The 14751-nt window shown below is 66.1% G+C and carries 11 protein-coding genes; 4 read left to right on the top strand and 7 right to left on the bottom strand.

The features are described from left to right. Positions 1 to 30: 30 nt before the first annotated feature. A complete protein-coding gene (gene rsxB, locus AADX97_RS18110) occupies positions 31 to 564 on the bottom strand; it encodes an electron transport complex subunit RsxB (RefSeq protein ID WP_374234854.1) in 534 nt (177 codons plus the stop codon). 243 nt (positions 565 to 807) lie between these two features. Beyond that, a complete protein-coding gene (gene rsxA, locus AADX97_RS18105; RefSeq protein WP_374234855.1) occupies positions 808 to 1383 on the bottom strand; it encodes an electron transport complex subunit RsxA in 576 nt (191 codons plus the stop codon). Between the two features lie 406 nt (positions 1384 to 1789). On the opposite strand from rsxA, the gene nifL reads away from it, so the two are divergent. Together nifL and nifA are read left to right on the top strand one after the other, a co-directional pair. Next, a complete protein-coding gene (gene nifL, locus AADX97_RS18100) occupies positions 1790 to 3427 on the top strand; it encodes a nitrogen fixation negative regulator NifL (protein WP_374234856.1) in 1638 nt (545 codons plus the stop codon). Between the two features lie 16 nt (positions 3428 to 3443). Next, the gene (nifA, locus tag AADX97_RS18095) at positions 3444 to 5024 is read left to right on the top strand and encodes a nif-specific transcriptional activator NifA (RefSeq protein ID WP_374234857.1); all 1581 of its coding nucleotides are present in this window, start codon (positions 3444 to 3446) and stop codon (positions 5022 to 5024) included. 462 nt (positions 5025 to 5486) lie between these two features. On the opposite strand, the gene AADX97_RS18090 is transcribed toward nifA, so the two are convergent. The 4 genes from AADX97_RS18090 to AADX97_RS18075 form a co-directional block, all read right to left on the bottom strand. Next, positions 5487 to 6293 carry a Uma2 family endonuclease gene (locus AADX97_RS18090; RefSeq protein ID WP_374234858.1) on the bottom strand — a complete coding sequence of 269 codons (807 nt, stop codon included), beginning with the start codon at positions 6291 to 6293 and terminating at the stop codon, positions 5487 to 5489. Positions 6294 to 6903: 610 nt separating this feature from the next. Beyond that, positions 6904 to 7737, bottom strand: a complete 834-nt coding sequence (locus AADX97_RS18085) for a hypothetical protein (protein WP_374234859.1) — start codon at positions 7735 to 7737, stop codon at positions 6904 to 6906. Positions 7738 to 7755: 18 nt separating this feature from the next. Continuing rightward, complete coding sequence (locus AADX97_RS18080) at positions 7756 to 8202, bottom strand: NACHT domain-containing NTPase (RefSeq protein ID WP_374234860.1); 447 nt, start codon at positions 8200 to 8202, stop codon at positions 7756 to 7758. Positions 8203 to 8341: 139 nt separating this feature from the next. Continuing rightward, a complete protein-coding gene (locus AADX97_RS18075) occupies positions 8342 to 8683 on the bottom strand; it encodes a TIR domain-containing protein (RefSeq protein WP_374234861.1) in 342 nt (113 codons plus the stop codon). 507 nt (positions 8684 to 9190) lie between these two features. Here AADX97_RS18075 and AADX97_RS18070 point away from each other — a divergent pair. Together AADX97_RS18070 and AADX97_RS18065 are read left to right on the top strand one after the other, a co-directional pair. Beyond that, the gene (locus tag AADX97_RS18070) at positions 9191 to 9604 is read left to right on the top strand and encodes a hypothetical protein (RefSeq protein ID WP_374234862.1); all 414 of its coding nucleotides are present in this window, start codon (positions 9191 to 9193) and stop codon (positions 9602 to 9604) included. After that, positions 9597 to 9917 carry a hypothetical protein gene (locus tag AADX97_RS18065; protein WP_374234863.1) on the top strand — a complete coding sequence of 107 codons (321 nt, stop codon included), beginning with the start codon at positions 9597 to 9599 and terminating at the stop codon, positions 9915 to 9917. The genes AADX97_RS18070 and AADX97_RS18065 overlap by 8 nt, the downstream gene beginning before the upstream one ends. 10 nt (positions 9918 to 9927) lie before the next feature. Here the strand turns inward: AADX97_RS18065 and AADX97_RS18060 are convergent, their stop codons facing one another. Next, positions 9928 to 14550, bottom strand: a complete 4623-nt coding sequence (locus AADX97_RS18060) for a DNA glycosylase AlkZ-like family protein (protein WP_374234864.1) — start codon at positions 14548 to 14550, stop codon at positions 9928 to 9930. Between the last annotated feature and the right edge of the window lie 201 nt (positions 14551 to 14751).

Here is a 14751-nt window from a genome sequence, read left to right as displayed (position 1 = left end):
CCCCGAACCCCGACGGCTCCCCGCCCCGCTTCAGGCCGCCAGGGCGCTCGGCTTCGACCAGTACCAGGTCTGCAGGGTCGGCGTGACCGGACGCATCTCGATGCACTCGGTCGGGCAGACGTCGAAGCAGAGCTCGCAGCCGGTACAGGCGTCGGCGAAGACGCTATGGATCATGTTGTTGGCCCCCATGATCGCGTCGGTCGGACAGCGCTTGAAGCATTTGCAGCAGCCGATGCAGAGGTTCTCGTGGATATGCGCAATCGCCGGCGCCTTGTCGGCGACACCGGACAGGTCGACGCTGACGCCGAGCACACCCGCAAGCTCCTCAGCCAGGGCGCGACCGCCCGGCGGACAGATGGTCACCGATGCCGCGCCCGAAGCGATCGCCTCGGCCGCCGGTGTACATCCGGGATAACCGCACTGACCGCACTGGGAACCGGGCAGCAGCTCGACAACCCGCTCGGCGAGCGGGTTGCCCTCGACCTTCAAGTAACGCGAGGCAAGACCCAGGAGCCAGCCTAAGATCAAACCGAGAGTCGTAAGGCTGAAGATCGCGGCAATCATCGTATTGTGATCTCGATTAAGAATTCGTCATGCCGATGGCGGCCGGGGAACTGCCGACCCGATGCCTTCCGAAACCCGGCCCGAACCCGTCGGCATCCGTCTCGAAAAGCGTCGCGCCCGAGCAGCGAGCCTCATCCATCGATTCTTCATCCTCCGGAACGCGCCCTGCGACGGCCATTGACCGATCAAAAGATCGAGCGCGTCCTCCATCCATGCCTGTCGCACCGGTCGCGCTCCGGAGTTTCATGCAAGCCCCGCGAAGCCCATAAACGCCAGCGAGAGCAGCCCGGCCGCGATAAAGGCAATCGGCACGCCTGCAAAGGCCGCCGGCACCTGTGCAAGCGCCAGGCGTTCACGCATCCCGGCGAACAGCAACATGACCAGCGTGAAGCCGAGCGCGGAGCCAAAACCGTAGAGGACGCTTTCGAGGAAACCGTTCTCCTCTTGGACGTTCAACAGGGCCACGCCGAGCACGGCGCAATTTGTCGTGATGAGCGGGAGAAAGATCCCCAACACCTGATACAGTGCCGGCGAGAGCTTACGCACCGCCATTTCGGTAAACTGCACAACCGCAGCGATGACCAGGATAAAGGTCAGAATCCGCAGGAAACCGATATCCAGTGGCTGGAGGACAAAGAACTCAAGCAGCCAGCTCGCGACCGCGGCCAGGGTTAGAACAAAAGTCGTGGCCAAGCCCATACCCAGGGCCGAATCGAGCTTGTTCGACACCCCCATAAAGGGACAGAGTCCGAGGAACTTGACCAGCACCACGTTGTTGACCAACGCCGTGCCGAGAATCAACATGACATACTCGCCCATCGAGAGAACGCCCTTGGATCGCGACCTTGATGTATGGCCTGCAGCAAATGCAGTGCCATGTGTCGGGGCCTGCGACGCAGGGAGCTCGCTGCGGATAGCCGCAGGCGCCGCGGAGGCGCCATCACCGGGCCGCTATCGGGGAGCGCTCAGCGACTTGAGACTGCGTCGACCCGGTCGCCGGCATGCCCGCCGGACGATTGCAGAAATCAGCGCTGTCGCGGTGGCAACAGAAATCCATGTTGCACTGCGAGGCAAATGTCGTAAAACTCACAAGGGTATCGAGGTGGAGCGGCCGACCGGGATCGATCGGCGGTCCAGCCTAAACCGCCTGAGCCACTTGATGCCCGACGGCATCAACATTGCTTTTTCAGCTGACCCAATCCGAGTCCGAATTCAGGAGAGCGCCGTGCCGGTCCGAGAAGCCCCGGACACCGTCCAGCAGGTCATCAACGCACTCGGCGAGTTTCTGGCCTCGCCGCCCGACGGAACCCCGATCGAGGTCGTGGAGGCACTGACACTGATGGGCGGCAATGCGTTGGATCCGCTGCCCCCTCGCCTCTTCTTCGAGGCGGTCGAGCAGTCGCCCGTGGCCATCTCCATTACGGACAACAAAGCGGCGATCCTCTATGCGAATCGTGCCTTCGAAACCTTGACCGGATACAGCCGCAAGGAGGTTCTGGGCATGAACGAGTCGATCCTCTCGAGCAATGCGACGCCTCAAACCGTCTACCAGCAGATGTGGCGGACCATCCAGCGCAAGGAGACCTGGACCGGCACTCTGGTCAACCGCACGAAGTCAGGGCGCGACTATCTGGCCGAGCTAATCATTTCACCGGTTCTGGATCGCGACGGGGATCTGCAGTACTTCCTCGGGATGCATCGCGACGCGACCAAGGTCCACGAGCTCGAGGGGGCGTTGCGTCAACAGAAGGCCCGTATCGAGACCGTTCTGGATGCGGCCCCAGTGATCGTCGTCCTGCTCGACAGCAAGGGCCGGATCATCCTGGACAATCAAGAGTACAAGAAGCTGCTCGGCGACCTGCGCGGCAAGGAGCCGGCCGATGTCCTGCGCGCGGCGGTCAGCGATCAGCTCGGCGTGGATGCCTTCGCGGCCTGTTTGGAGGGGCGCGGTTTCAAGGATGTCGAGATCGGCATCGAGATTCCGGGCTCGATGGGGCCACGCTGGTTCGCCTGCTCCGGGACACCGGTCGAAGAGACCGACGCCAGTGCTCGGACCTATTTCGGTCGTCAGGCCCCGGGTGACCGGCGCCTTCTGCTCCTGGCCAGCGAGGTCACCGCACGGCGGCGCGAGATCGAGCGCGCCCATCTGGAAAACCTGCGCGCCAGGCTTGCCGAGCAACAGCTGATGCACGGGATGCGCGAGGCGCTCGCCGCGGCCATCTATCAGATTCAGGTCCCGCTCAATGTCATCAATGCCGCCGCAGCCATGGTGCGCGGCGGCGCCGGCAACGTCGACACGCTCGCCGGGATGCTCGACCAGATCAGCGTCTCGGGGGCCAAGGCGCTCGCGACCCTGACCTCGGCGCTGCCCGAGGAGCCACGCGAGGCCGGGGTCATGGTCAACGTCAACGAGCTCCTGCGCCAGGTTCTGGAGTTGGAGACCGACCGCCTCTTGGCCACGGGGATCGTGGTCGATTGGCGCCCGGCGCATGTCCTTCCCGAGCTGCCGGGCCACAAGAACCAACTGCGCGCCTTGTTCAAGCACCTGATCGACAATGCCATTCAGGCACTTTGCGAATCCAGCCGCGCGCACCGCGAGCTGCGCCTGACCACCCGCCGGGTCGACGAGGCCGTCGAGGTCGAGATCGAAGACAAGGGTCCGGGAATCCCGTCCGCGGACCGCTATCGCGTGTTCGAGCCCTTCTACATCGGTTGGCGCAACCGTCGCGGCAGGGCCGGTATGGGTCTCGCCCTCAGTCAAGAGATCGTCAACGCCCACGGAGGCAGTATCGAGGTCGACCCGATGATGACCGATGGCTGCCGAATTCGCTTGTCACTGACGGCCGTCTCCGCCGACGACTGAGCTTGCACGAACCCTCATGAATGCCGACCATCCCGTCCCCGGCAGCGCCGAGCAGGCCTGCCGGTTGGATCTGCTCGAATCCCAACTGGGCGCCCTCTTCGAGGTGAGCTCGGTGCTCAGCCGTTCGCTCGATCTGCGCCAGACCCTGCGCGCGGTGCTCGGCGTCCTGCACGAGCGCGGACGCCTTCGACACGGAATGGTCAGTCTCCTGAGCGAGGATCGCGGCGAGCTGCTGATCAGCGCGCTCCATACCGACGACCAGCAGGCCGCCGACCGGATCGCTTATCAGCCCGGCGAGGGCGTGATCGGCAGCATCCTCTCCCGCAATCGGCCGTGGATCCTGCCGCGCATCGGCGACGAGCCGCGCTTCCTCGATCGACTCGGGCTCTACGATCCGGACCTGCCCTTCATCGGTGTGCCGATCCGACTCGGAGAAGGGGGTGCGATCGGCGTCTTCGCGGCCCAGCCGCCCGTGGCCGACGGACTGCTCGAGGAACGTGCGCGCTTCCTGGAGATGGTCGCCAACCTGATCGGTCAGGCGGTCCGTCTCGCCCGGACCGTCGAGGCCGAGCAGCAAGCCTTACGCGAGGAGCGCGACAAGCTTCGCCGCGAGGTCAAAGGCACCCACGGCTTCGACAGCATCATCGGGCGCACGGACGCCATGCGACTGGTCTTCGATCAGGTGCGCCAGGTCGCGAAATGGAACACGACGGTCCTGATTCGGGGCGAATCAGGCACCGGCAAGGAGTTGATCGCCAACGCCATCCATTACAATTCGCCGCGCGCACGCGCCGCCTTCATCAAGCTCAACTGCGCGGCCCTGCCCGACAATCTGCTGGAATCCGAGCTCTTCGGCCATGAAAAGGGCGCCTTCACCGGCGCCATCAGCCAGCGCAAGGGCCGTTTCGAGCAGGCCGACGGCGGCACCCTCTTTCTCGACGAGATCGGCGAGATCACGCCCGCCTTCCAGGCCAAGCTGTTACGTGTGTTGCAGGAGGGCGAGTTCGAGCGGGTCGGTGGCGGTCGCACGCTCAAGGTCGATGTGCGGGTGATCGCAGCGACCAACCGCGACCTCGAGGCCGAGGTGCGCGCCGGCGAATTCCGCGAGGATCTCTACTATCGCTTGAATGTCATGCCCATCCGAATGCCGGCCCTGCGCGAGCGCATCGAAGACATCCCCGACCTCGCCCGCTTTCTCGTGGACAAGGTCTCGCGCATGCAGGCACGCGAGCTCTCGATCACCGACAGCGCCCTGCGGATCCTGATGCGGCACGACTGGCCCGGCAATGTTCGCGAGCTCGAAAACTGCATGGAGCGCGCTGCGGTCATGAGCGCGCAGGGGACCATCGATCGCGACGTGATCGAGCTGACCGGCCTGAACGTGGCCGCACTCGCGAGCGAGCCACTTCCAAGCACGCCCGCAAAGACCTCCACGATCGACTTCAACGACCCCGACCTCGACGAGCGCGAGCGTGTTATCGCGGCGTTGGAAGAGGCCGGCTGGGTCCAAGCCAAGGCCGCCCGACTGCTCAACATGACACCGCGCCAGATCGCCTACCGGATTCAGACACTCAACATCAAGATGCGGCAGTTTTAGACCCCGGCATGAGAATCGGCCGACGGGAGAATACCTTTGCCACAGTTGTCGTTGTCGTTGTCGATTACGATTCCGACAACGACAACGACAACGACAACGACAACGACAACGATTAAATCGAGTCCAGAGCGACATGCGTCATTTTCGAGTGAGCTCGACGTTTGGTGCATCCACAGCCCTTAGCGGGGACGCGTTTTAATAATATATTTTTCAATATCTTAAACCGCGCCGACTGCAGCGACCATCAAGTCTGCCGGGGCCGATCCCATCCAAAAACAACGTCCTCGGGCACCCCGCTCAAGGCGGTGCCGGCTAACATCGGCTCGATAACCCGGCGCACACGCGGCTCGCGCAGCTTGTCGGCCAGCTGATCCAGATGCACCTGCTGCCCGGGCTGAACGCCGATCAGTATGCGTCGAAGATGCAGGCGGCTCCGGCGGCCTAAGCGCCGGAGGGACGGCGTCAATCTTCCACCTCGGGATCGACGCCCATGGCCCGGAGGCGCTCCGCGAGTCGCTCGGCACGCCGGCGTTCCTGCTCGGCCCGTTGGCCATCCTGTTCCGCGCGCTCGTGCTCCCGATCACGCTGTTCGGCCACCGTCGGGAGCCAGCTCCCCTCGGCGTCGAAACAGCGTAGCCAGCGTCCCTCGCAACCGGCAAAACGCCCTTCCCACAGCCCGAGACCGATGCCGGCCTCGGGCAACCACAGCCGATCCTCCTGCAGGACGATCGGTCGATATCGCGAGGACACCCGCCCAAAGGCTTGAAGCTCGCCCGTGTGCCGACTGTAGACCACATAGTAGGGGATCTTGAGGATACGCTCGTAGACCACCCACTTGCCGGGGGTCTTGTCCAGATCCCAGAGGCGACGGCCGAGATCCTCGTCCTCGGTCCCCGGCGACAGCAGCTCCACGACCAAATAGGGCGCAATCTCCTCCTGCCAGACCACATAGCTGAAGCGCAGATCCTGTACGCGAAGCGCCCGCGCGCTTCCGAGCACGGCGAACCAGTCCGGACGCGTGTGCCACAGCGGATTGCGCGGGTCGTAGTAGAGGTTGATGTCCGCGCCGATGAAGACCTGATCCGAGTCGCAGGCGGCCGGCCGGAAGGTCTCGCGCAGCAGTTGAGGTTGGTAGACGTGAAATTCGTCCGGCAAACCGGGCTCCTCCGGGTCTTCGCTCGGCAAATCGAATTGCGTGGGCAATTGCTCCTTCGGCGGCAGCCCGTCCATCCGAAACGCGGTCCCCTCGATCGGGTGTGCAATAGCCATTGCGGGTCTCCAGGCACGGGAATACGTTTGAATCATACGGCTAAGGCGACGGCGGACGCTATGGCCGGGTGTTGCTCGGGTCGGAGATGCGGGCGGGCCTTGCTCGCAACTCCGTCCATCGTGGCACGTGGCGCAGAGCGCCAGGGACATGCGTGACACCGCGGAGCGGATGTCACGAGCTCTTTGGGTTTTGGGTGGCCCGTTTAATGAGCGAGACATCGAGCGGGTGCTGCGTGATGCCGAACGTGATGTTGATCGAACCCGAAGCCGCCAGGGCCTACCCGATTAGATGTCTCCTTCCGCCAGGCTCACGGAGATAAGCCACCGGCCGCGCAGACTGCTCGAAGGTCCACCACCCGACGGAGCCAGCCATGGCCATGAATCGGACCAGTTCCAGCAAGGATGTCGTTGCTCCAACACGTCCAACAGCTCGGCACCGAGGCACAATGAGCGGCGGCGCCGGAGCGCACGCGCTGGCCTAAAGGATTTCGCTGCCCGAGCTGCGGCAGACCTGAGCACTGCCTGCAGCGTGCTGCGCGGCAGCTCATCGGCAAAGCCAAGACCGTGCTCTCGGCCCCGGCGCTGAAGCGCGAGCTCAGGGTCAGCTATCCTACCGCCCGGCCGATCCATCACGCGCTGATCCAGGCTCGAGTAGACGGTTGCCGAGCGGTGCCGACCAGCGCGATCGGGCCAGCTCCATCACGGCAGCGTCCAGGCTTGAGCCCACAGGCTCACCGCCGTCCGTTTCGCCGACCACCGCAACCAACACCCCCAGAACCTCCTCTGCCGCCGCCTCGCCGACATTCGGCTCATCGGCGAGGCAGAGTCCGGCCATGACAGCCCGGGGACGGGCGGTTCCGACCTCGCATGGCAATGGGTGCAGGATCGCGAGCAACGCGGCCTCCACCATGTCGTCGCCGCAGGCGGCGAGGCAAAGGCGCAGGGCCTCACGCCAGTTCTCCGCGACAGCGAAATCACCTGTATCCCACCTCGGAAAATTACTGTGCCCCACCTGCCCGGCGAGTGGCGCAATCGCCTCGGCCAGACCCTTTGATCGGTCCCGGTAGTGGCCCTGCACCAGCGCGATGCCGGCCAGGTACTCGAGCTGCGGCAGGGCATCTCGCGGGTCCAGAGCGGCGTCCACCTGGCTTCGCCAGTTCAGCAGCACCTCGACGGCCTTCTCGTAGAGGTCCACCCGGCGCTGGGGCAGGCGCCCGATCTTGCGTTTGATCAGGGCCATGTTCGTCAGGAGCATGGGGTTGCCGGTCAGGCGCTCGATGCGGTCGCTGGAGTGGATTTCGCGGATCAGCTCGCTTGCCGCGGCCTCGCGGCGGTCGGGGCGCTCGGTCAGGGCGCACCAGCGGCGGGCGAATGCGTCCTTGTCCTCGCGGGACAGGTCGGCGACGGTCAGGTGCTCGAATCCACCGCGGATGCGGTAGCCCATCTCGCGATAGCCAACGATTCACGATGTGACGACCATCGGCGCGCCGTCGAATGCGCGGTGGATGGTCTCCAGGTGACTGGCGAAGCGCACCCGAGCACCGGGCTCCGTGATCTCGTCAAGTCCGTCGATGAGCAGCAGGGCGTCGCCGCGCTCAAGCTTGTCGCGCAGCAGCCGGCGCAACGGCTCGCACTGCTCCCCGGGTACTTCGCTGCGGCGCAGGCTGTGCTGGAGCATGTCGTCCAGGGTGTCGGCCTCGGGCGGCAGGTCACGGCAACGGATCAGGATCGGCAGCCAGTCCGCGTCGGGCAGGCTCGCCACGTCCGGCAGGTCCGCCCAGTCCGGCGCCTGTTGCAGCCGCAGCAGGTAGGCGGTCGCGAGCCAGCGCAGCAGGGTGCTCTTGCCCGCTCCTGGGTCCCCAAGCAGAACCAGTCGGCGCACCGCCCCGAGGCGCTCGCCGACGGACACGCGGTTCTTGTCTCCATCGTGACGCCGACCAACAGGGTACCCTCATGAGCGACCTCGTAGCCCGCGTCGCAAACGGGTCCGGAGAGCCGCTCCGCCTGTTCGGCCTCGCCAGTAGCGTGTGCGATCAGTACCCTGGTCGTCATCGGATGGCCCTGAGCAGGTCCTTGACCCCTTGGTCCCAATGCGCCACCAAGTCGGCATACTTGATGTCGGCGAGGATGGCCGGGGGACCTCCGCCGCTTAAGCGCGCAGGTAGGATCTTTACGGGGTGCCCGCTCAGCTGACGGTGCAGGGTCGAATGCCACTCGCGGTCAGTCCAGTCCGATGGCCCGGCGGACGAATAGCAGAGGACGAGGTACTGCGTACCGGACAGGCCCTTGTCGATCTCGGCGACGACGGAGTAGAGCTGGGCGTCGCAGGAGGCGGGCTTGCAGATGGAGATGTGGTCTTCGTCGAGCGGGACGGCCACCTCACTGGGCAAGCCAGGCTCGGCGCTGGTGGCGTCGACGACCAGGATGCCCTTGGCGAGCTTGATCCCGAGCCAGGGGGATCTCTGGGCGGACTTCGCGGTGCTGTATCCATGTCCGGTCCTTGGCCCCGGTTGTCGGAATCGCGGCCAGTGTATCGCCGGGGCGCGTGTGCACAAAATGGGGGGTGGCGCCGGACACGACGCGAGCCACGGTGGGACCTAAGGCGATTTCCGGAAACCTTCATGCCAAGGGCGTAGGTTGTGCCGAGCCGTGCGAGGCACAACCAACCGTCGGCGCAAGTTGTGCTTCCTATCGTCAGCACAACCTACGGGTATGGAAGTTTGCGGAAATCGCCTAAGCGGACATATAGCGAGCATGCTGCGGCGCCCGAGCATTTTGTCTGTCTCGACGTCCAAAGCCGAACCCCAGGCAAGTTCCGGGTCGCCGAGATCATGGATCGGACACTGCAAAGCTCGACGCGGCCAGCGTCCAGGGCGTCATGCCGATCGGGGGGAGGCATGCTGCACCTGCCCATCCGGCTGAGCGCCGATCAGTATGCGTCGGAGATGCGGGCGATTCCGGCGGGCCCAGCACTGAGCAGACTTGTTTTCGTGCTAGAGTGCAATCGTGCATTCGTGCGTGAGGAATTCACCATGCGGACATCGAGAACCCAAACGAGCCTCAAGCTCATCGGCGCAAATGGGCAGATCTCTCTCGGCAAGCAGTTTGCTGGGAGACAAGTCCTCGTAGAAGAACAAGAACCCGGCGTTTGGCTGGTACGAACCGTCACGGTGATCCCCGACAACGAACGCTGGGCACACCGACCGCGGGCCTCTGCCGACATCGAAAGCGCGCTGGCATGGGCAGAGGCCAATGCACCCGACGACACCCACTTAGATGCAGTGTTGAGCGAGATCAGGAAGGATGGCTGAGCGCGAGGCCAATGTTCGGCTTGACCTCAATAACCCCGTTTTCCTCGACAACCTGTTGAGCTTGCAAAAGCCCGATCGGTTGGCGGTGCTCGATACCCTGGACAAGATACGCAAGCTGACCTGGGAACAGGTGTACCGAGACGCCGGCTTAAAGTGGGAAAAAATCGTCAGCGTTCGTCCACCATCCGGCGTGCCTGCCATCTATTCGCTCAGGGTGACTCGGTCGCGTCGAGCCACGGCCTACCGGGATGGCGAGTTCATCCGTCTGTTGACGATTGCACCGGACCACGACCGGACGTACGGGAAGAAATGACGTCGGTGCGTCAGTGGCGAGGTCCCGCACAGGCGACGGCGTTGGGGTCTCGACCGATGCCGGTCGCGTAACCACGCGCCGGGACGAGCGTGTCGTAGTCAGATTCAAAGCCTGCATGAAGCAGGCCCTCGCGCAGCGGCGATTCGAGTGCCGGGAGGCCGTCGATCTGTTGAATGACAAGCCGCTTGCGGCCGCGCTGCGGGACGCGATGCAGGGCGGCGAGCGCAAGCGCCAACTCCCCGCCCTCTTCGCTGATCGAGCTGGGAAACCGCGTCAATTGGCGCCCGGCCGAGCCGAGATAGAGCACCGGCTTGCCGGCGACCAGGATCACATAGGCGCCGTTGATGCGTTTGGGTGGCGAACCGCCGCCGAGGTCCGGCCAGGGCAGCAGCGCGCCGTAGGGATTGGCCGGGTCGATTGCGGCGAGGATCCGGACCGCGTCCGCGCCGAAACCCTCGATCGGGGTCTCCTCGATCCGGGCGCTGCGCAGCCGATCGATCGCGCCGTTCAGGGCGAACTGGGCGCCGGAGAGCCCCTCGACGAAATACCCTCGGCGGACCTGACCGCCCTCTTCCATCTGTTTGAAGAGCCGATAGAGCGGACCGAAGCCTCCCGGGATGCCCTCGGCCTGTACCGCCTCGCGGCTGACGACCCCGTAGCGTTCGAGCAGGATGCGGGCGCGGGCGAGCAGGCGCTCGGTGTCGCTCGCCTCGATGCGCAGATCGGCCACGCGCGACCAGCGTCCGCCGGCCAAGACGGTTCCGCGACCGCGCTTGGGTGCACGCGTGCCGCCGAGCGCCCGCAGGGGCGCGAAGGTGTCGTTGGTGATCTCGCCTGCCCAGACCAGATCCCAGAGCGCGGACTCGAAGGCGTCCTTGCCGAGCTTCAGGCCGGCGCGTTCGAGGGCCTGCATCAGCTCCATCAAGAAGGAGGCCCCGCGGGTGCGCAGGTGATCGAGCAGGATCCGGCGGACGGCGGAAACATCTGCCGCGGTGTCGCGCGTTGCCGCATCCACGACCGGCGCCGAGGATGCGTCGGTGGGTGCGCTTGACTGATCCGACCGACTCGGCTCCTCGTCGGAGACACCCAGCTCGGGACTCCCCCGCCGATAAACCGCGATCCGCCCGTCCTTAGGCCCTGCCGCACCGCGTCCGACCCAGACGATCTGCCCGGTCGCCGCAAGCATGTCCAGATCCTCCGAGCGGTAGCCCGGCACCCGGACCGGCAGGAGCACGCGATCGAGCTGGGACCAGGTCACCGTCAGGCCTTCGAGCTGGAGCAGGGCATCCATCAGGCGATCAGGCCCCTTGATCTCCTCGCCGATGCCGTGCCAGGCGGGCAGGAACCGACCCAGGGTCGCCGCATCGACCGGGGCGACCGCATCGCGCGCCTTGGCCAGGGTGCGGCGGCGCAGGCGGCGCAGGACCTCGGGATCGCACCATTCGGGCTCGCTGCCGAGCGGTCGGATCTCGCCGCGGATCAGCTCGTCGCGAGTTTCCAAGAGACCCAGGACGGGTTCGAGCTGGGTCGCCCTCAGACCGTAGCGTGCGGCTGGGTCGCGTGTCGGGAATGGGCCGTGCGTGCGGGCATAGCGGTGCAGCAGATGCTCCAGCGGCGCATCCGCGGACACCAGAAAGGCGTCGGGCAAGCCGGGCGGCGGGACCAGACCCAAGGCGTCGCGATAGAGACCGGCATCCTCGGCCGCGATCCAGCGCGGTCCGTCCATGAACCGCAGCGCAACCGCCCGGCGCTGCTCGGTCAAGGTGGCGAGCCAGGGCGCGGGATCCCCCTCGGAACGCTCGTCCAGCTCCGAGGAGGAAAGATCGCCGAGCCGTCGCAGCAGGTCATGCAGCTCGTCGGCATCGCGCGCCTTGCGCCCATCGGCGGTGTGTTGAAGCTCGTGCTCCAGGTCATCGAGCACGGCCGGATCGATCAGCTCGCGCAGCTCCGCCTGTCCCAGCAGCTCGGCGAGGAGACCGCGATCCAGCGTGAGCGCCTGGGCGCGGCGCTCGGCCAGCGGGGCGTCCTGCTCGTAGATGTAGGCGGCCACATAGGCGAAGACCAGCGAGCGCGCGAAGGGCGAGGCACTGCGGGTCTCGACCTCGTGGACGCGGATCGAGCGGTTGCGGATGCCGGTCAAGACGTCTTTGAGACCGGCGAGATCGAAGACATCGCCGAGAGCCTGTCGATAGGTCTCGAGTACGATCGGAAAGGCCGGATAGCGACGGACCACCGCGAGCAGATTCTGCGCCTTGAGCCGCTGCGCCCAAAGCGGCTGTCGGCCTTTCGCCGAGCGACGCGGCAGGAGCAGCGCGCGGGCAGCGTTCTCGCGAAAGAGCGACGCGAAGAGCGCGGTGTCGGCAAGCTGCTCGGTGACACGCTCGTCCAGCTCATCGGGTTCGGGCAGCAGGTCGGTTAGCTCCGGCAGCGCCTCGCCGTCCGCGAAGCGCAGCACGATGCCGTCGTCGGTATACATGACCTGGATCTCGAAGCCTTCGCGGCGTCCCAGATGCCATTGCAGGGCCATGGCCCAGGGGGCATGGATGCGGGCGCCGAACGGGGTGAGGATGCAGATGCGCCAGTCGCCCAGCTCGTCGCGAAAGCGCTCGATGAGGATGGTGCGGTCGCTCGGGACCTGGCCGGTCGCGGTGCGCTGATCCTGGATGTAGGCGGCCAGGTTCGACGCCGCGAGCGCGTCCAGCGGGGTCTGCTCACGAATCCAAGCGGCGGCACGCTCCGCCGGGATGGCCGCGACCGCGCGCGTGAAGGCGCCGACCGCCCGACCCAGCTCGACCGGTCGTCCCGGACCGTCGCCGCGCCAGAAGGGCAGCTTGCCGGGCTCGCCGGGTGCCGGCGAGACCAGCACCCGGTCGCGCGTGATGGCATCGACCCGCCAGGTCGAGGCGCCGAGCAGGACGCAGTCGCCCGCCTTGGTCTCGAAGACCATCTCCTCATCCAGCTCGCCGATCCGCGGCCCCTCCTCGCCGAGATGCACCGCAAAGTTGCCGCGATCCGGGATGGTGCCGGCGTTCAGGCGGGTGATCATAGCAGTGCCCTTGCGCACGCCGAGCGTATCCGCGGTACGATCCCACACCAGGAGGGGCTTGAGGTCGGCGAAGTCGCTCGACGGATAGCGGCCCGAGAGCATATCCAGCACCGCCTCCAACGCCGAGCGAGACAGCTCGCGATAGGGGCCGGCGCGTGCTACCAGACGATGGAGATCCGCTACCGACCGCTCGGTCTCGACACAGTGCGCCGCGATCTGCTGGGCCAGCACATCGAGTGCGTTGCGCGGCATCCGGAAGGGCTCCAGCTCGCCGGTGAGCATGCGTGCACCGATGACGGCACACTCCAGCAGATCGCCGCGGAACTTCGGAAAAATGCGCCCGGTGCTGACCTGCCCGACCCCGTGCCCGGCACGCCCGACCCGCTGCAGTCCGCGCGCCACCGAGCCGGGCGACTCGACCAGCAGCACCTGATCGACGCCGCCCATGTCGATGCCCATCTCCAGCGAGCTGGTGGCGACGATGGCCTTGAGGTCGCCGCGTTTGAGCCCCTCTTCGATTTGGGTGCGCTGCTCGAGACTGACACTGCCGTGGTGGGCGCGGACCAGCTCGGGCCGGTTCTCATTGGCTAGGACGTCCGGGGCTGAGTCCGATTCGGGGTCCGAGTCGGGGTCCGCCCCGGCCAGCGCGTTCAGCCGCTGGCAGAGTCGCTCGCAGAGGCCACGGCTGTTGACGAAGACGATGGTCGAGCGATGTGCGCGGATCTCGGCGAGGATGGCCGGATGGATGGCCGACCACAGGCCCTTCTCGGCGGGGGCTTGGGGCCTTGCTTGGCGATAAAGCTCGCCGAGGATGGAGCCGCCTTCGAGCTCAGGCGCGACGGCCTCGGGCGGGCGCTCCATGTCGGGCACCGGGATCTGAACGCGCAGGTCCAGCTTCGGCGGGGCGGCGGCATCGACGATCTCGACCGGTCGATCGCCGCCGAGATAGAGCGCGGCCTCGGCCAGCGGGCGGACTGTCGCCGAGAGCCCGAGCCGTTGCGGATCACCCGCGCAGCGCTCGGCCAGGCGCTCCAGCGACAGCGCCAGATGGGCGCCCCGCTTGGTCGGCGCGAGTGCGTGCACCTCGTCGATGATGAGTGTGTGGACACCGGCCAGGTTAGCCGCCGCCTTGGAGCCGAGCAGCAGGTACAGTGATTCGGGCGTGGTTACCAGGATCTCGGGCGGCTCTTTAAGCTGCTGCTGCCGCTCCTTCGCCGGGGTATCGCCGGTGCGAATGCCGACCCGCGGAAGGCGCACCGGCGCGCCCATCGCCTCCGCGGCGCGGGCGATCCCCGCGAGCGGGGCACGCAGGTTGCGCTCGATGTCGTAGACCAGTGCCTTGAGCGGCGAGACGTAAAGCACCTGGATGCCGGCGGGAGCGGCCTCGGTGTCGGCGATCGGCACGCCCTGCATCAGCCGATCGATCGCCCAGAGGAAGGCCGCAAGCGTCTTGCCGCTGCCGGTCGGTGCCGTGATCAGGGCGTGCCGGCCCGACGCGATGACGGCCCAGCCGCGGACCTGGACCTCGGTCGGTGCGTCGAAGTTCTGCGCGAACCAGCGGCGGGTAGCGGGGCTGAAGGCATCCATGGGAGGCAGATGGGGGAGATGGGCCCTGTCTTCGAGCCGCCGACCATGGTCGGGCCGAGATTATAGGCAATGCCCGATTGGTGCGGAGTCGGACTAGAATAGCCACGCAGCGTGCGGCACGCCGATTGAACCCAGCCGGCGACCCCTCAAAGCACTGCGGATGACGCCAGGGACAAGGCGCAGGTGGTGAGATTCGGATTT

The organism is Thiocapsa sp. C2-2m (genome assembly GCF_041903745.1).
GTDB lineage: Bacteria > Pseudomonadota > Gammaproteobacteria > Chromatiales > Chromatiaceae > Thiocapsa > Thiocapsa roseilacustris.
The sequence above is the reverse complement of the archived record's forward strand: the minus strand, read 5'-3'. Positions and strand labels throughout refer to the sequence as shown.